Origin of the sequence: Rhodococcus sp. MEB041 (assembly GCF_030208955.1) — a bacterium.
Lineage (GTDB): Bacteria > Actinomycetota > Actinomycetes > Mycobacteriales > Mycobacteriaceae > Rhodococcoides.
In genome coordinates this window covers 35,826-55,351 of sequence record NZ_JARVSZ010000007.1, presented here as the reverse complement: position 1 = coordinate 55,351, position 19,526 = coordinate 35,826, and the positions used below count along the sequence as shown (strand labels likewise).

4 protein-coding genes are annotated in these 19,526 nt (G+C 70.3%); 1 reads left to right on the top strand and 3 read right to left on the bottom strand.

Going from position 1 to position 19,526, the window contains the following annotated elements; all coding sequences use genetic code 11:
- The first annotated feature begins 203 nt into the window (after positions 1–203).
- Positions 204–1,673, top strand: a complete 1,470-nt coding sequence (locus tag QRN16_RS19970; RefSeq protein ID WP_373425300.1) for a threonine/serine exporter family protein — start codon at positions 204–206, stop codon at positions 1,671–1,673.
- A 3-nt stretch (positions 1,674–1,676) separates the two neighbouring features.
- Here the strand turns inward: QRN16_RS19970 and QRN16_RS19965 are convergent, their stop codons facing one another.
- The 3 genes from QRN16_RS19965 to QRN16_RS19955 form a co-directional block, all read right to left on the bottom strand.
- Complete coding sequence (locus QRN16_RS19965; RefSeq protein ID WP_027506921.1) at positions 1,677–1,925, bottom strand: MbtH family protein; 249 nt, start codon at positions 1,923–1,925, stop codon at positions 1,677–1,679.
- Entirely contained in the window at positions 1,922–3,295 is a 1,374-nt protein-coding gene (locus QRN16_RS19960) for a lysine N(6)-hydroxylase/L-ornithine N(5)-oxygenase family protein (protein ID WP_222633547.1), read from the bottom strand. The genes QRN16_RS19965 and QRN16_RS19960 overlap by 4 nt, the downstream gene beginning before the upstream one ends.
- An 86-nt stretch (positions 3,296–3,381) precedes the next feature.
- A complete protein-coding gene (locus tag QRN16_RS19955) occupies positions 3,382–19,503 on the bottom strand; it encodes a non-ribosomal peptide synthetase (protein ID WP_285189384.1) in 16,122 nt (5,373 codons plus the stop codon).
- Between the last annotated feature and the right edge of the window lie 23 nt (positions 19,504–19,526).

The window sequence follows — 19,526 nt, the reverse complement described above, 5'->3', positions numbered from 1 at the left end:
GGTGTGGCCGTCCTTGCAGGGTCGGACGTCGTCGCCCCCCGACGGTCGACGTGGTTCCAGCACTGTGCCACGAGTGGGCGCATCCGGACGCCGAAAACGGTGTGCGGGCGTGAGCCGCCTCGGTCAGGGAACACCCGGGTGGACCCGGTACCTTCGTCGGGACAACCGGACACCAGAGCGGACCGAGAGAAGGAATGACCTACCTGCAGGGCTTCGCGTCGACGTTACGACGCATGACAGGCGAGCGACGCGCCATCGTCGACACCCCGGCGGGTGCACCCAGTCCGCTCCAGCCCATCGACCTCACCGACGACGCCAGCGTGTCGGAGGTGCTCGACCTCGCGGTGCGTGTCGGTGAGGTGACCCTCGCCGCCGGGACCGGTGCCATCGACACCGCCAACCAGGTGCAGTTCATCGCCTCGACGTACGGCCTGGCCCGGTGCGACGTGGACGTCACCTACAACTCGATCGTCATCAGCGCCTACCGCGGCCCGACCCTCCCCCCGGCAAGCACGATGCGCATCGTGCACTACCGGTCCATGGACTTCACGCGCCTGGCCGACGTGGACGCTCTCGCCCGCAAGATCCGCCTGGAGGTGCCGACACCGGCGGTCGCGTTGGCGGAGCTGAAGGAGGTCACCCGGGCACCGCACCCCTACAACCGGTGGATCGCCACCCTGGCGTGGGCGGGCATGGCCGCGGCGATCTCCGTCCTGCTCGGCGGCGGTGTGCTGGTGGCCGCCGTGAGCTTCCTGTCGACGATGGTGATCGACCGCGTCGGCCGAGTGCTGAACCGTGCCGGTCTGCCCTTCTTCTTCCAGCAGGTGGTCGGCGGTTTCATCGCGTCGGCGCCCGCCATCACGCTGTACAACTTCCAGGAACAACTGGGCATCTCGATCCTGCCGTCCCAGGTCATCGCTGCCGGCGTGACAGTGCTGTTGTCGGGGCTGTCGCTGGTCGGCTCGGTGCAGGACGCCATCACGGGCGCCCCGATCACCGCCGCGGCCCGCTTCTTCGAGCTGCTGATGATGACGGGCGGCATCATCGCGGGCGTGGCGACGACCCTGCGACTGGCGGCGCTGCTGGGCGCCGAGCTGCCGGTCATGAGCAACGTCGCGCCTCCGGACCTCGCCCAGGTGCCCACCAAGGTGCTGGCCGGAGCCTTCGCGGCCCTCTTCTACGCACTGGCCTGCTACGCGGAGCGCCGAGGTCTCACGGCGGCGTTCGCCGGGGGTTTCGCCGGTGCGCTGGTGTTCCTCATCGCGCAGCAGGTCGGCTTCGGGCCGGTGCTCTCGTCCGCGATCGCCGCGACGGTGGTCGGCTTCGCCGGTGGTCTCATGGCTCGCCGAGCCCTGATCCCGCCGCTGATCGTCGCCGTCGCCGGTATCACCCCGCTGTTGCCGGGTCTGTCGGTGTACCGCGGCCTTTTCGCCCTGCTCAACGATCAGACGTTGCTGGGCCTCAGCGCACTGCTGGCGGCGGTGGGCACGGGCGGCGCACTGGCCGGCGGCGTCACGCTGGGCGAATGGGGTGCGCGCACACTGCGCCGCCCCCGCATAGTCGAACGCACCGAGTCCCTGCGTCGACCCATCATGAGACTGGGCCGCGCGGACTCGGTGCGCTCGAAGCTTCCGGTCAGGTCGCGGAGACGGTCCGCGGCGCGCTGGAAGTAGAGATCAGGAGGGATTCTCGACGCGGTGACGACCCGCGGCGTCCTCTTCCATGGCCTCGCGGAGACTGCGGGGACGCATGTCGGTCCAGTTCTTCTCGACGTACTCCAGGCACGCTGCCCGGCTCTCCTCGCCGAACACGACGCGCCATCCCTGGGGCACCTCGGCGAAGGTGGGCCACAACGAGTGCTGATCCTCGTCGTTGACCAACACGTAGAAGCGTCCGTCTTCGTCGTCGAACGGGTTGGTGCTCATCTTGCCTCGCTCACTGCAAACGTCGATGCCGGGCGTTCCCGGCGGGCCTTGTCGGTCTCGGCGCGGGTCGCCGCGCCTGTGGAACCGGTGTCGACCCTAGCAAGGACCGCGCCACCGGCACGCCTCGCAACGATGGAGTTCAGGATTTCTCCGGATCTGATCGCGACATTCGAGAGCAACGACGACGTGATGCCGTGCGTGGTCTCGGTGCCGCCCTGCAGGTAGACACCGGGTGCACCGGCGGTGTCGGCCTCCGGTGTCGCCAGCAGGCGATAGTCGCGTGTGACGACGCGGGGGCCGCCGTCCTCGGGCGCCAGTTCGCCGAGGAGCGGGCGCAGAGGCGCGGGCCGGAAGCCGGTCGCGAGCACGAGCGCGTCGCAGTCGAGGGTGTCGGCGATGCCGTCGATGCTGTCCCGGATGGTCACCTCGATGCCGTCGGCCGTCTCGACCACGCCGTCGATGGTGGACGCGCGGCGCATGAACAGCCGGCGGTGACCACTGACGCGCTCCGCGTACTCCGCGCGGTAGAGCTCCTCGATCAGCTCGATGTCGACGACCGAGTAGTTGGTGCTGCGGTGCAGCGCGATGAGCCGCTCCCGCTCGAGGGCCGGTGCCCGGTGCAGTTCGTCGACCGCGGACGGATCGAAGATGCGGTTGGCGTAGGGACTGTCGTCGGCGGGGCTGTAGCCGTACCGCGTGAAGACACTGTGGACCTCGGCGTGCGGGTAGTGACCGTGCAGGTACTGCACCACCTCGGCTGCCGACTGGCCGGCGCCCAGCACCACGAACCGTCCGTGGGTCGGCTTCGGCAGCTCGGCCATACGTGGCAGGAAGTCGTGGTTGTGGAAGCACCGTGCGGACAGCGATGCCCACTCGGGGACCCGCTGGGTCAACCCGGCGCCGACGGAGACGTTGCGGGTGCGCACGACTGTGCCGTCGTCGCACCGGACGGTCAGGACGTCGCCGTCTTGCCTGATGTCCGTGACCGACGTGCCGAAGCGGACGTCGGCGTCGACACGGTCGGCAGCCCAGGACAGGTAGTCGTGGAACTCGTGCCGCGTCGGGAAGAACGTCTGGTGATTGACGAAGTCCACGAGCCGGTCGCGTTCGTACAGATAGTTGAAGAAGGTGAACCCGCTCCGCGGATTGCGGAACGTGACCAGGTCCTTCGGGAACGCGATCTGCATCGTCGCGCCGTCGAGCAGCATGCCGGGATGCCACCCGAAGCTCTCCTGACGTTCCACGAACACCGCCCGGACGCGCTCGTGCTCCGCGCACGTCTCGTTGTGTTCCTCGATCGCGATCGCCAGCGCGAGATTCGCAGGTCCGAAACCGACACCCACGACGTCGAGTACTTCTGGACTGCTCATGCTTCTCCCACCCGTTCCGTCCCGGATCGGATCGTCGCGTGGACGTCGGGACCGTCGGTCAGCTTAGCCTAGCCTTTGCTGGTCCACTAGCCCTCGACGACCGATCGCAGGTGCAGAGTGAGCCGTTCCACGAACCGACCGATCGCCCCGCGATCGGCACCCGCAGCGAACTGCAGCTGCGCGAAAAGCGCAGCGTCGTGGTCCGATTCGCTCTCGTGGACACTCAGCGTCAGGTCGGCCCACGGTCGACCGACGGGTATCGGCAGGAGTGCCGCGCCGGCGTCGCCGAGATCTGCGACGTGGTGGTGCACCACCAGGAACTGCGGACGGTACATCTCCGGCACGCCGGCGCCCTCGACGATGTCGACATAGGAAGGACCGGAACGGCTCAGTGCCGCGACGGTCTCCGCCTGCACCCGACGAGCCACCGTCGCCAGATCGGATCCTGTTCGCGTGCGGATCGGCACGACGTCGGCGAACGCACCCACCATGGCGTGCGTGCTCTCGTCGTCGCGGCCGGCGACCATCGTGGCGATCGCCAGGTCCTCACCCGCACCGAGGTCGGTGAGAGCGAGCGCGAAGGCAGCATGCAGAACCGACACGAGACCCGCACCCTCGATGCTGCGCAGTGCTCGCACCACGTCGACATCGATGTCGATCGCGACGGCGTCGGACCCCGACTCCCCCAGCGCGATCGGAAGACTCACCCGACTCGGCACACCGTCCAGGGTCTCGCGCCATGACGCGATCGCCGAGTCGTCGGCGTCCCGTCGGGCGACGGCCCAGCGCGCGACGTCGCTGTACCGCAGCGATAGCGGCGTGAACTCCGGCGCCTCGGCACCGGAGCGCGCCTGCGCAGCGTGCATCAGATCGGTGAGCAACGGGACGACCGACCACTCGTCGACGGCCCAGTAGTGCATGACCAGGAGAACTATTGTTTCCCTGGAATCGTTCTGTAAGAGCATGATTCGCAGACCCGGTCGCTGCGTGAGATCCAGGGGTTCCTGTGCGATCTCGTAGGCGCGGCGGCGAATGTCGTCTGCCCCGACGTCGACGGTCTCGAGCGCCACCGGGTCGCCGAGGGCGGACCCCTCGCCCGGCACCAGAACCGAGTGCAGCGGTTCGTGCCGCTCTGCGACATCGCGGACCGCGGCGGCGAGCACCGCCGCGTCCACGTCGGGCAGCTCGAGAACCAGAGCGTGGTCGGCCTGCACCACGTGCCCGTTCTGCAGCCTGGTCTCCTGCATCGGACTCAGCGGCACCACGTCGGGCCTGTCCGGGTGCGCGGTCAGGTGCGGTCCCTCGTGTCCACCGCGATCGGCGAGTCGCTCCGCCAAGGCGCGGACGGTCGACGCCTCGAAGACGTCGCGCACCGAGATGTCGACGTCGAGTTCGGCGCGGACGGCCGACACCCACTGCATCGCGGCCATCGAATGACCGCCGAGAGCGAAGAAGTCGTCGTCCGTCCCCAGCTCGTCCAGGCCCAGAACCGCTGCGGCACTGCGCACCAGCGCACGCTCGACGTCCGTGGTGGGAGCGCGGCCGCCGACCACCGACGACCACTCCGGCTGCGGCAACGCAGCTCGGTCCAACTTGCCGTTGGGTGTCAACGGCAACGTCCCGTCGACCACCACGACGAGAGTGGGCACCATGTAGTCCGGCAGCACCGTCGCCGCGTGCGTCCGCACCGCGGCCCCCGTGAGATCGTCACGCCCGGTGACGTATCCGACGAGTCGGCTCACCTCGGACGACTCGTGCACGACGACAGCGGTCTGATCGACACCGTCGAACGACGCCATCGCGGCCATGATCTCGCCCGGCTCGATCCGGAACCCCCGCACCTTGATCTGGTCGTCGACGCGCCCCAGGAAGTCGAGATTGCCGTCGGCACGCCAGCGTGCCCGGTCGCCGGTGCGGTACATCCTGCCGCCGGGAGCGGCGACATCGGGCACGAATCGGTGGGCACTGAGCCCCCGCTGCCCGAGATAGCCGCGCGCCAGCCCGCGGCCGGCGATGTACAGCTCCCCCGACACCCCGACCGGGACGGGCCGCAGCCGATCGTCGAGCACGTACGCGCGCTCGTTGGGATCGGGTACGCCGATGGGCACGGAGGACGTCCAGCCCGGACGGGCCTGCCACAGAGTGTTGTTGACCGTCGCCTCGGTCAGTCCGTACGCCGCGAGCAGGTTCAGATGCTCGGACCAGGCGGAGATCACCGCGGGCGGCACCGTCTCGGTACCGACGAGCACGGTGCACCCCTCGGGCAGTGCGCATCCCGGCGGGAGCGCCGCCATGAGCGACGGCGGGATGATCGCGTGGGTCACCCCGTGCTCGGCGCAGAAGTCGGTGAGCTCGGGACCCGCCACACGCGAGTCGTCGGGCACGATCACCAGCCGCGATCCCGTGCACAGGGCCATGGCGAGTTCGAAGACCGCGACGTCGAAGCCGACGGACGCGAACTGCAGGACCACCGATCCGGTGGTGAGTCGCATGCGGTCCTCCGCCGTGGCCACGAGTGACGAGATGCCCTCGTGCGGCACCACGACACCCTTGGGGCGGCCGGTCGAACCGGACGTGTAGATGACGTACGCCGCGAGTTCGAGCGAAGCCGGTCGCGCGAGCTCGGCACCGGTCGACGGCGGGATGTCCTCCACGAGGACGTGTTCGGCCGCCGACGGCACCTGCGCGGTGGCCGCGGCCGACGTCAGGGCGAGGGTCGCCCCGGAATCGGTGACCATGTACTCGAGCCGGTCCGCAGGATGCTTCAGGTCGAGCGGGAGATACGCCGCGCCCACCGCGAGGACCCCCATGGTCGCCGCGATGGTCCACACCGACCGCGGCACCGCGACCGCGACCACGGCCTCGGGGCCGACACCGCGCCGCTGCAACTCCGCGGCGATGTCGAGGACGTGCTCGTGCAGATCCGCGTATGTCCACGTCGTGATCTCGTCGACCACAGCGATCGCGTCCGGAGTGGTATCGACCCACCGCAGGTACGACTCGAACAGCGACTCCTCGGGCACCGCACGGGCGGTGTCGTTGAAGCGCCGGAGGACGTCGTCGCGCTCGGTGGGCAGGAAGATGTCGACGTCGTCGACCACCGCCGTGGCGTCGGTCGCCAGTGCGTCGAGCACCGCGAGCTGACGTGCTGTGACGGCCTCGGCGGTCGACGCGTCGAACAGATCCTCGGCGTACTCGAGCTCGAGCACCAGGCGGTCCGAGGTGAGATCCTCGGTGTAGTTGAACACCAGGTCGAACTTCGCCGGTGTCATCAGCGCCGCGTCACCGTCGCCGAGCGGACCGGTGTGATGGCTGATCATGACCTGGAACAGCGGGTTCCGCGACATGCTGCGCTCGGGAGCGACCCGCGCGACCACCGCGTCGAACGGCACATCCGCGTGCGCGAAGGCCTCGAGGTCGACGCTGCGCGCCTCCTCCACCGCCCGCTGCAGCGTGGAGCGGCCGTCGACCGCGGTGCGCAGAACCAGCGTGTTGACGAAGAACCCGACGAGCTGGTCGAGCCCCTCCTCACCGCGCCCGGCCACCGGGGCGCCGAGCACGATGTCGTCGGACCCGGTGATCCGGTGCAGCAGCACCGCAGACGCCGCGTGCAGGGTCATGAAGACACTCGCGTCGAGACTCCGCGCGAGTGTCCGCAGGGCGCGCACGGTCTCGGGATCGACGGTGCGACGCACCACCGATCCGCGATGACTCGGCCGCGGCGGACGCGGTCGGTCGGTCGCGAGTTCGATCTCGTCGGGAGCGCCGGCCAGGGCGGACTGCCAGTAGGCGAGCTGACGCCCCGCGAGCGACTCCGGATCTGCGGCGTCGCCGAGCAGGTCGGCCTGCCACAGCGTGTAGTCCGCGTACTGCACGGGCAGCGGAGGGCGGGCATCCGTGTCACCAGACAGTCGCGCGGCGTAGGCCGCCATCAGGTCGGCCAGCAGCGGCCGGTCCGACCACTCGTCGGTCGTGATGTGGTGTAGGACGAGCACGACGACGCACGAGGTGTCCTCGTTCCGGATCAGCGCCGCGCGGACAGGAATCTCCCGGCGCAGATCGAACGGCCGCGCCGTCATCTCGGCGACCACGGCGGCGGCATCGCCTTCGTGAACGAACAACTCCGGTGACGCTGTCGTCAGGACATGCTGCGCCAGAACGCCGTCCGCATCGCCGAAGACGGTGCGGAGCGACTCGTGCCGTTCGACGACGTCGGCGAGCGCGAGCCGGAACGCATCCTCGTCCACCTGCTCGGGGAGCGGCAGGACGATCGGAAAGTTGTAGGCGGCCGAGTCCGGATCCAGCTGATGCAGAAGCCAGAGCCGTTGCTGCGCAGCCGACATGGGCACGACATCCGGCCGGTCGTACCGACGCAGAGCCGGCCGCGCGTCATCGCCTCGCGATCCGACTAGCGCGGCGAGACCCGCCACGGTCGGCGCGGCGAACAAGTCGCGCACACTCAGCTCGGTGCCGAGCGCGGTCCGCGCACGGCCGACGACGCGAGTGGCCAGGAGTGAGTGGCCACCGAGATCGAAGAAGTCGTCGTGAATCCCGGTGCCGCGGCGGCCGAGCACGTCGTCGAACACGCTGCACAGCACGCGTTCGACCTCGGTCCGCGGCGGCACAGCGTCGACGGCACTCTCGTCCGGCGCCGGCAGTGCGGCGACGTCGAGCTTGCCGTTGACGGTCATCGGGAAGGACGAGACGAGCACGACGGTGGGCACCATGTAGTCCGGCAGGACCACGGCACAGGCCGCCCGTACCGATTCGGCATCCGCATCGGTGTCGACGTAGGCGATCAACCGAGCCAGCCCGCCCGGCCCGGTCGAGGTGACGACCGCGGCGCGGCGCACGCCGGCCACCGACGACACGACCGAGGCGACCTCACCGAGTTCCACCCGGTGACCGCGGATCTTGACCTGATCGTCGGTGCGGCCGAGGTAGTCGATCAGTCCCGTTCCGACGCGGCAACGCACGAGGTCACCCGTGCGGTACATGCGCTCCCCCGCCCCAGAGGGGTCGGCGACGAAGCGGTCCGCCGTGAGGCCGAACCGTCCCGCGTAGCCACGGGCGAGTCCGGCTCCGGCGATGTACAACTCGCCGGCCACGCCGTCCGGTACGGGCCGCAGCCAGCCGTCCAGCACGTGCGCCTCGGTGGCGCGGATCGGCAACCCGACCGTCGGCGTCTCGCTCTCGTCGGTACCCGCACCGAGAGTGTTGATCGTGTACTCGGTGGGGCCGTACAGGTTGTAGCCGAGCACGCCGTCGGTGGATCGCAGTGCGGACCACACGTCGTCGCCGACGGCTTCACCGCCCAGCAGGACGAGCGCCGGTCGATGCCCGTCGAGCAGACCTGTCTCGAGGAGGAGGGATGCGTACGTGGGGGTCACATTGATGACGTCGATGCGCTCCTCGTCGATGTAGCGGACCAGGGCATCGGCGTCACGGCGCAGCACCTCGTCGGCGACGTGCACCTCGTGACCCTCGACGAGCCACAGGAGTTCTTCCCAGGACATGTCGAACGCGAACGACACCGTGTGCGCGATCCGCACTGTCCGACCGTGTGCCGCATCCACCACCGGGTCGAAGATGGCGGACCGGTGATTCAGCTGCATGTTGGTCAGTCCGCGGTACGGCGTGACGACACCCTTGGGCGTCCCGGTCGACCCGGACGTGTAGATCACGTAGGCCGGGTGGTCGAGCCGATGCGGCGTTCCGGGCGCGAACGCCCCCAGTTCGGCTGCGGTGAGCGGTGACTCGTCGTCGAGCGGCTCGAGCACGACGATGCCGTCGCGTCCGCTCAGTCGGCGACCGACCGCCTCCGTGGTCACGGTGCACAGCGGACGAGCGTCGTCGAGCAGAGCACGGATGCGGGCATCGGGGTGATCGAGTTCGAGGGGCAGATAGGCCGCGCCGGTGCGCAACACGGCGAACAGCGCGACCACCATGTCGAGACCGCGAGGCAACGCGAGAGCCACCACGGTCTCCGGTCCCGCACCGCGGCTCAGCAGGACGCGCGCCAGACCTTCCACCCGGCCGGCCAACCCGGCGTAGGTGAGGTGCTCGGACCCGGCGACGAGTGCGATCGCGTCGGGATCCTTCTGCGCTGTGCGGAGCAGCATCTCGGTCACGGTGAGATCGGGAACCTCGTCGACCTGTCGGTCGAGGCGTGGCAGCGCCGGCAGAACCGAACGCGACCCCTCGGTCGCGAATCCGGCCACCAGGCGGGTGAACTCGTCCGCGATCAGGTCGACGCGCTCGACGTCGATCGCCTCCGGCCGGTACTCGACCGTCACGGCGATCCGAGCACCCGGCGTGACGACGACGGTGAGCGGATAGTTCGTGTGGTCGATGCTGTCGGTGCCCGCGACACCGTGCGCCGCGTTCAGGGACGCCGCCGAGTCCTCGGAGACGAAGTTCTGCACCACGCAGAGCGTGTCGAACAGAGTGCGGTGCGGCGACACCTCGATGATCTCGGCGAGACCGAGGTGATCGAACTCCATCGCCTCCACGCGGTCGCCCTGGACACGGCGGACCAGGGCGTCGACGCTCTCACGGGGATCGAGCACGGTACGGACGGGCACCGTCGACAGGAACATCCCTGGTGCGGTGTCGAGTCCCTCGACCTCGGGCGGTCGGCCCGCGACCGTGATGCCGAAGACCACGTCGGTGCGGCCGGTGGCCGACGAGATCGCCAGTGCCAGAGCGGCCGTGACCACGGCGTTGAGCGTGACACCGCGCTGACGGGTGGCGGCGACGAGCGCGGCCGTCGTCGACGCATCGAGCTCGTCGCGTCGGCGCAACGGGATACCGACCGGCGGCGCGGCGCGGTGCGCCACCAGCGTCGGCTCGTCGAGACCGGCCATCGCCGTCGCCCACGCGGTGCGGGCCGCGACGCGGTCGCGTTCCGCGAGCCACGTCAGGTACCGCTCGAACGCGGTGTCCGCCGGCGCGGGCAGCCCCGGATTCTCGTAGCGGGCGAGCAACTCTCCCACCACCACACCGTTGGACCAGCCGTCCCAGACGAGGAACTGCCGGTTGATCACCAGGCGATCGCGCCCACCGTCGAGATGCAGCACGAGCACCCGCCACAGCGGTGGTGTCGACAGGTCGAACGGGGTGTCGCGGTCCTCCCGCATCCACCGCTCGGCCTCGTCGTCGTCTCCGGCGTGTGCCTCGCGGACGGGCACCTCGCACGACGACGACACGACCTGCACCGGCACACCGGCGGCCGTCTGCGTGAACCCTGCGCGCAGCTGTGGGTGGCGGCGCTGCAGCCCGGCGAGGGCACTACGCAGCCGATCGAGATCGAGGCGCTGATCGAAGTCCAGCGCGAACTGCGCCGTGTAGATGTCGCGCTCCCCCGCGGACAGACTCTCGAAGACCAGCCCCTCCTGCAGAGGAGTCAACGGCCACACGGTCTCGACGGATCCCTGTGCGGTCAGCGCCGTCAGCTCGTCGGGAGTGAGGTCGACGAGAGGGACGTCCGACGGCGTGAGGATCGGCGGCCCGTCGTGTGTGCGGGCGGCCTCCGCGAGATCTCCGAGCGCCGTGCGGAACTCGTCGGTGAGCGAGGTGACCGCCTCGGACGACAGGTGCGCGGACGACCAGGCGAACTGGGCCGAGAGAGTCGGCTGTGCACCGTCCGTCACGTGCGCGTTGATCACCAGACGGTAGGGACCGCCCATGTCGGCATCGGGATCGGTACGCACGGTCTCCGGAGCCCTGTCGAACGGGGCCGACCCGGCGGCCGGCACCCGGCCCAGGTAGTTCAGCAGGATCTGCGACTGCTCACCGCGCGCGAGAAGGGCTGCGGTGCGGGCGTTCCCGTAGCGCAGGAGCCCGTATCCGAGGCCACCGTCGGGCGCCGCACGCAGGGCCTCCTTCGTCTCCGCGAGCACCGTGACGGGATCGGTTCCCGGCCGCAGCCGGACCGGAGCGATGGACGTGAACCACCCCGTGGTGCGCGAGAGATCCGCCGCGTCCGACCGACCGTGGCGCTCGAGGTCGACCAGTACGTCGCGGTCGACAGACCACCGGGTGAGGGCGAGCCGGAGCGCTGCGGCGACGACGTCGGTGACGTCGCCGCGCACGAGAGAGGGCACACTGCCGAGCACCTCGGCGGTGACCTCGGACGACACGTCGACGGTGCGGACGTCGCCCTGACCGACCACGGCGTGGTCGGTGTCTCCCGGTGTGAGCGCGCCGCCCGGCGCGGTGACGGCGGTCCAGTGGTCCAGTTCCGCGAGACGAGCGGGGCTGTGGGCACTCTCGTCGAGCAGGCGCCCGTACTCCCGCAGTGAGGTCCGCACGCGGTCCAACGTCGGGGTCTGGCCGCTGTCGTGCGCGATCCACGCCAGTGCGAGGTCCTCGACGAGGATGCCCCACGAGACCCCGTCGACGACGAGGTGATGCGCGACGAGCAGCAGCCGGCCGGGCTCGGAGCCACGGTCGAACCACACGACCTCGAGCACGGCGCCGGCCTCGGGAGCCAGACGGTCGGTGGCGGCATCGGATTCGCGCGCGACGAGGTCGGCGAACGCAGACTCGTCGAGATCGACCGCGTGGACGCGGTGCACGGTGACCGAGGCCTCGGGGCGCACCGCGGTGGTCCAGACACCGCGGAGGTGACGGGTCAGGACGAGGCGCAGGCTGTCGTGATGTTGGACCAGCGCATCGACGGTGCGCTGCGGCGTGGTCTCCTCGACCGGAGCCGGAACCACCAGCAGCAGTGACTGGTTGAAGCGATCGGTGCTACCGGACCACTCGGACAGTCGGTGCACCACGGGGAGCGGGCGCACCTCCCCGACACCGGACTCCGCGACCGTGGCGGCCTGCGGAGTCTCGACCCGTGCGACCTCCGCGAGCGCACGCGGAGTGCGCTTCTCGAAGACGTCGCGGGCGCTGATCTCGAGACCGCTGCCCCGCGCCAGGTTCACGAGCCGGATGGCCAGGATGCTGTCGCCGCCGCGGGCGAAGAAGTCGTCGTCCTCACCGACCGCCGCTCCACCGAGAACGGTGTGGAAGTGGGTGCACAGCAGCGCGACCGGACCCGACCCCGTCTCCGTGGTGGTGGGAGTGTCCGCGCGAACGGCGGCCAGCAGCGCTGCCCGGTCGAGCTTGCCGCTGGGGCCGGTCGGCAGATCAGCCACCACGGACAGCGTCGTCGGCACCATGTGCTCGGGCAGACGGTCGGCCAGGTACGACCGCAGTGCGGCCTCGTCCACCGACCCCACCACGAACGCGGCGATCTGCGCGGTCCCGCGGTCGGTGCGCACCACCGTGGCGGCCCGGTCGACGGACGGATGCGAGCGCAGCGCCGCGTCGATCTCACCGAGCTCGATACGGAAGCCCCGCACTTTGACCTGGGTGTCGGCGCGACCGAGGTAGTCCAGCGCCCCGTCGCGCCACCGCACGATGTCGCCGGTGCGGTAGAGCCTCTCCCCGTCCGGCCCGGCGATGAACCTGGTGGAGGTGAGACCGGGGCGGCGAAGATACCCGCGCGCCAGCTGCGGACCCGCCAGGTACAGCTCGCCCGGCACGTCCGGTCCCACCGGCGACAGCCACCCGTCGAGTACGCGGAACCCGACGGCGGGCAGCGCAGATCCAATGGGCACCGCGTCGCCGGGGTGGTTCTGCACGCCCTGCGCGGCGGTGACGTCGACGGCCGCCTCGGTCGGGCCGTAGAGGTTGTCCAGGCGCACGTGTGGAAGCAGCTCGCCGACGCGGCGCGCGGACTCTGCGGACAATGCCTCACCGCTGCAGACGATCACGCGCAGCGACGTGCACGTCGCGACGTCCGGATCGGTGAGGAACGCGTCGAGCATCGAGGGGACGAAGTGCACCCAGGTGATCTGCTGCGCGCGGATCACCTCGACGAGACGGGCGGTGTCGCGGTGCGCATCCGGGTCCGCGAGCACGAGCGTCGCTCCGGACACCAGCGGTCCGAAGAACTCGCTGACCGAGACGTCGAAACTGGAGGGCGTCTTCTGCAGCACTCGGGTGCCCACGGCGAGCGGAGTGTGATCGCGCATCCACTCGAGGCGGGGCACGATGGCGCTGTGCGGCACCACCACTCCCTTGGGACGGCCGGTCGATCCCGAGGTGTAGATGACGTACGCGGCGTCGGCTGGGGCGGGCCCGGGTGCTGCCGTCGGCTCGGCCTCGAACGGTGCGAGATCGCCGTCGATCACCGCGGCGGGATGCGCGTCCTCGATCATGAAGGCCAGACGCTCGGCCGGGTACCCCGGATCGAGCGGCAGGTACGCCGCGCCCGACCGGACGACCGCGAGCAGTGCGACCACCAGATCGATCGAGCGCGGAAGTGCCACCGCCACCACCGATCCCGGACCGGCGCCACGCTCGCGAAGACCGGCGGCGACCCGCTCGGCGCGCAAGTGCAGCTCGGCGTAGGTGAGGGACTCCTCGCCGTGGACGAGGGCGACGCCGTTCGGGGTGGTCCGGCGCTGCACCTCGAGGAGATCCACCAGGGTGGTCGAACTGTCGGACGAGGGCGCGTCGACGACCGCCGGACGGTCCGTCGGCATCACGGCGGACACCAGGGTGTCGGCCGGTGCGGTCGCGACGGCGACGACGGTGTCCAGCATCGACTGCGCCGTCGCTGCCGAGACCAGCGCCGCGTCGTACTTCAGCTCCAGAGTCAACCGATCGCCGGGGATCACCATCAGCGTCAACGGGTACGGCGAGTTCTCCTCCACCCGAATGCCCGTCAACGCGATGGTGCCGGACGGATCGGCGATGGCGGTGTCGCCCAACGGGTAGTTCTCCACCACGACCAGCGAGTCGAACAACGAGTCCACGCCCGCGACACGACGCAGTGTCGGCACGCCGACATGGTGGTGATCGAGCAGATCGGCCTGCTCCTGCTGCCAGCGCTGTACCGCGGAGGCGACGGTGTCGTCCGCTCGCACTCTCCATCGTGCCGGGATGGTGTCGATGAAGAGCCCCACCATGGACTCGATACCCGCGACCGGTGCCGACCGTCCGGACACCGTCGACCCGAACACGACGTCACGTCGACCGGTGGCGCGTGCGAGCGCGAGACCCCAGGCTCCGTGCAGCAGGGAACCCTGCGTCACCGCGGCATCGCGCGCACGTCCCGACACCACGGCGGTGACGTCGGAGGAGAGGTCGACCCGCACGGATGCGGTACCGCTGCCGGCGGCGCCGAACGCCGGGACGGGTACCGACTCGCGGACACCCTCGAGTGCGGCGCGCCAGACCCGCGCCGACGCGTCGATGTCGCGCTCGGCGAGGTGGCGGACCCACGCCGCGGGTGCCGTGACCGCCGGAAGAACCGGAGTGTCCCCGTAGTGAGCGAGCATCTCGCGCAGCATGATCGGGATCGACCACCCGTCCGCGACGATGTGGTGGATCGACTGCACGAGAGACGAGCGGGTCTCGTCGTGGCGGACGAGGGTGTAGCGCACCAGCGGCGCGGAGCCCAGATCCATGCCGGCGCCGGCGTGCTCGGCCAGCACCACGTCGACGGTGCCGTCGGACACGGTGAACGGGACATCGACGGTGCGGTGCACCACCTGGACCACGCGCCCGTCGGCGAGGGGTCGGAAGCTGGTGCGCAGCGATGCGTGTCGAGCCACCACGTGCTCGAGCGCGGTGCGGAGCACGGCACTGTCGACGGGGCCACCGATGTCCACCACCTGGCCCACGACGTACGGGTCCACACGACGACCGGCCTCCGGCCTACCCGCGTCCCCGAAGGTGCTGTGGAAGTAGATGCCGTCCTGCACCGCGGTGAGGGGCAGGACGTCCTCGACGTCGTCCGGGAGCGCCGCGACGTCGTCCGCGCCGAGAGCGGCGAGCGGGAAGTCTGCGGGGGTTCGGCGAGCGCTCGACGCAGATCCGGCGACGCGGTCGAGTGCGGCGGTCCACGCATCCACGATGCTGTCGTCCACCACACCGGGCACCCAGCGCAGGGTCGAGACGAGCTGTCCCCCGGTCTCGATCACGTCGATCGTCAGCGCGTGCGCCGCAGGCTGATCGGGGTCGGAGCCGCCGGTGACGGACACCCCCACGTCGGTACTGCGGCCGAGGTAGTTGAGCAGGACGCTCGGCGCCGCGGGCTCCGCCAGGGCGGGCTCGCGGCGCAGGTACCGCAACGCGCCGTACCCGACGCCCGACGCGGGCGCCGAGCGCAGCGATTCCCGGATCTGCAGCAGGACATCGGCATCCGGGTCCGGACCGGTCGGCAGTGCAACGGGACGGACGGTCGTGAACCACCCGACGGTGCGCGTCAGATCGACCCCAGCAGCCTCGACCCCCGCAGCCTCGACGACCTCGACGTCCCGGCCGTGTCCCTCCACGTCCACGACGACCGACGGCGCCGAGTACCCGTCCCACGACGCGAGGGTGCGGGCGAGCGCCGCGAGGAGCACCTCGGTGGGCCCGGTGCGGTAGGCGGTGGCGACGTCGATCAGCAGAGCCGCCGTGACGTCGGCGGGGGTGGTGACCGTGTGCGTCGCCGACAGTCGATCGGCCGCGGTGAGTGCGCGAGCACCGACGGTGTCGCTCGAGGTCGTCAGAACCTCACGCCACCAGGGTAGTTCGTGATCGAAGTGGCCGGCGTCCGCAGCATCGGCGACCAGGCTCGCCCAGCGGCGGATCGACGTGGTGACCGGTGGCAGCGTGGGCGTGCGGCCCTCGCTCAGCGCACCCAGTGCCGTCAGTAGATCCCCGAGCAGGATGCGCCACGACACCCCGTCGACGACGAGGTGGTGCACCGACAGAATCAGCGTGTCGGCCTCGAGAGACACGGCCACCATGCCGCCCGGCCGCATCGGATCGAGGCGGGCCACGGTGTCCGCCACGGAGCCCGTGCCGAACTCGGGGGACACGGTGTCGGCCGGCACGGTAAGACCCTCGCTCCACACAGCACGCAGCGCCGGGTGGTGGGCGACGACGAGCTCGACGGCCGCACGCACGAGTACAGGGTCGGCGCCCGGAGGCAGTGCCACGGAGGCGGTCTGGTGGAACGCGGTGCCGACGCCGCCGTGCTCGAGTGTCCGCGCGACGATGGGCGTGGCCACCACCTCACCGACAGGATCGTCGTCGACGGTCACCAGCTCCGCCGGAGCCGCGCCGGCGATCGCCTCGGCGGTACGCAGGGTGAAGACGTCGCGCGGGCCGATCGCCAGCCCTCGTTCGCGGGCCTGCGCGACCACCGTGATCGCCACGATGCTGTCGCCGCCCAGGGCGAAGAAGTCGTCCGTGACACCCACATTCTCCACACCGAGCGCCGACGCCATCACCTCGCACAGCACGCGCTCCCGCTCGGTCCGCGGGGCCACGGCGTCGCCGCGCACCTGCTCCGGATCGGGCAGAGCCCGCCGATCGACCTTGCCGTTCGCGGTGGTGGGGAAGGCATCGAGCACCACGTAGGTGGACGGCACCATGTACTCGGGGAGGACGCGTGCACAGTGCGTGCGCAGCACCTCGGGTGTCAGCGCGGCGCCGTCCGGCACGATCCAGGCGGCAAGAAACGCCGCGCCCGCCCCGGTTCGGCGCACGTCGACGGCGGCGCGTCGCACACCGGGGCACGAGCCGAGCGCGGCTTCCACCTCCTCGAGCTCGAGGCGCATGCCGCGGATCTTGACCTGGTTGTCCACCCGGCCGAGGAAGTCGAGGGTGCCGTCCTCCGCCCAACGTGCGCGGTCGCCGGTGCGGTACAGCCGGGCGCCGGCGGGGCCGAACGGATCGGCCACGAAACGCGACGCGGTCATGTCCGGTGCGCCCACGTAGCCACGACCGAGGAGGAACCCGCCCGCGTAGAGCTCTCCCCCGACGCCGACCGGCACCGGGCGCAGCAACGAATCGAGCACGTAGAGGCGCGTGTTCGGGTTGGGGCGGCCGATCGACGTGGCGATGCGAGGAGCGTCGCCCGTGTAGATCACATGGGACACACCGATGGTGGCCTCCGCGGGCCCGTACCCGTGATACAGCGTGGTGCCGAGTCGAGAGCGGAAGCGCGCGAACAGCTCCGGAGTGAGCACCTCACCGCCGCACCACACGTGCCGCAGGCCGGACAACGATCCGTCCGTGTCGAGGGCCAGCAGCGCGTCGAGCATGGAGGACACCAGGTAGACGAAGGTGACGTGGCGACGCGAGATGACATCCAGGAGGTACAGACCGTCCCGCTCGCCCCCCGGTTCGGCGATCACGAGGGTGCCACCCGACAGCAACGGGAGCAGGATCTCGTTCACCGAGATGTCGAAGGACAACGGCGCCTTGAACAACGACGCGTCACCCGGTCCGAAACCGAGCACCCGATCGCGCTGCCACACCATGCGGGCACAGATGGCCTCGTGGCGGATCATGGCGCCCTTGGGCGTCCCGGTACTGCCGGAGGTGAAGATGACGTAGGCGAGCTGCGAGCCGTGCACCACGATGTCCGGTGCGGACGTCGGCCTGTCGCCGAACTGCCAGTCGTCGAGATCGACCGTCCACCGGCCCTTCTCGTGGTCCGCACCGGTGAGAACGACGCGGGTGTCCGCATCCTGCTGCACCCGCTCGCGGCGATCCGCCGGCCAGTCCGGATCGAGCGGGACGAACGCGCCGCCCGCCACCATCGCCGCCAGCACTCCCACGACCATCTCGATCGAGCGCGGCATCGACACGGCCACGACACCCTCACGGGGGAGGCCCGCGTCGAGAAGTGCATGAGCGAGCTGGTGCACCCGCTGCGAGAGCTCGGTGAACGTGAGCGTCCGCTCGCCCAGTACCACGGCCACCGCATCGGGGGTGGCGGCGACCTGCGCCGCGAACAGAGCGGGCACCGACGTCGACACGGACGGTTCCGCGGTGTCGTTGAAGGTGTGCAGTAGGCGATCGAGATCGGGCTCCGACATCGTCGACAGGGAGGACAACGTCCGATCCGGCTGCGCGAGAACCTGATCGAGCACCCACTCGAAGCGGTCCCAGTGGCCGATCAGCGCGTCGTGCGCACCGGGGCGCGAGCGCAGGTCGAAGACCAGCGGCTCGTCGTCCCGGCCGCCGGTGACGGTGACGTCGAGATCGCGCACCGGTCCGGTCTCGAGGCTGTGCATGTGCGCCGGCGAACCACCGATGTCGATGCCGTGCTCCACCATGAGGACGTTGATGCCCGGCCCGTGCACCATGCGGTCGCCGGAGTCCCGCAGCTCCCGAGCGATGTCCTCCCCGCGGAAGCGCCCGTGCCGGACCGCGCCGATCGATGCCCGCTGCAGTTCCCGCGCGACGTCGGCCACCGTCATCGACGGCGAGAGTCGCAGTCGCACGGGAAGGATGGTCGACGCCATGAACGGTGTCGTCCGCGCACGACGGCCCACGCGGGCGGTCGACGGTAAAGAGACGACGAGATCGTGACGGCCGGTGACCGCGGACAGGTACGCGATCCACACCGCCGGCGCGAGGCGGGTGCGTCGGACGTCCTCCGTCTCGGCGACGTCGTACAGCGAGGCGAGGCGGTCGATCGGCACCGAGACCCGCTCGGTGACCGCAGCCCCCGTGTCGGGCACGTCGGGCAGCAGCACCGGCGGCTCGGGGGCGTCGGCCATCTGGTCGAGCCAGTAGTCGCGGTCGCGACGGAAACCCTCGGACGCGCGGTACTCCGCATCGGCCAACACCAGCGGCTCGAGAGCCCACGCACCTCCGTTCGAACGACCGGCCTCCGGCCCTCCCGCGGGTGCGATTCCCCGCTCGGGATCCGCATAGCGCGCGCGGACCTCGTTGAAGATGATCGACATGCCGAAGCCGTCGACGATGCCGTGGTGATAGCGCTGGTGCCAGAGCACGTGCTCGTCCCCCAGGCGGAGGAGCGCCGTCGCGAACAGATCGCGGGCGCCGCTGGTGTCCGCCGACGCGATGTCGGCCGCGATCCAGGCCTTCGCCTCGGCCATCGGGTCGGCAGCCGTGCGTAGGTCGACGACCCCGACCGACCACTCGTCGTCACTGCGGTACTGCACGGGCTCGGGACCGGAGAAGTCGAATCGCACGTGCAGCGCGTCCGCGTCGGCGATGACCGACCGGATGACGTCACACGCACGGTCGAGGTCGAGCGGGCCGGTGATCTCGACGAGCAGCGAGATGACGAAGTCGGTGCGGTCACCCAGAAGGTGCTGCGCCGTCCAGACCTCCGTCTGAGCAGCGGTCAACGGCAGCACAGCGGTGGTGACGACAGATCCCCGAGACATGAACGTAGGCTAACCTAACGCTC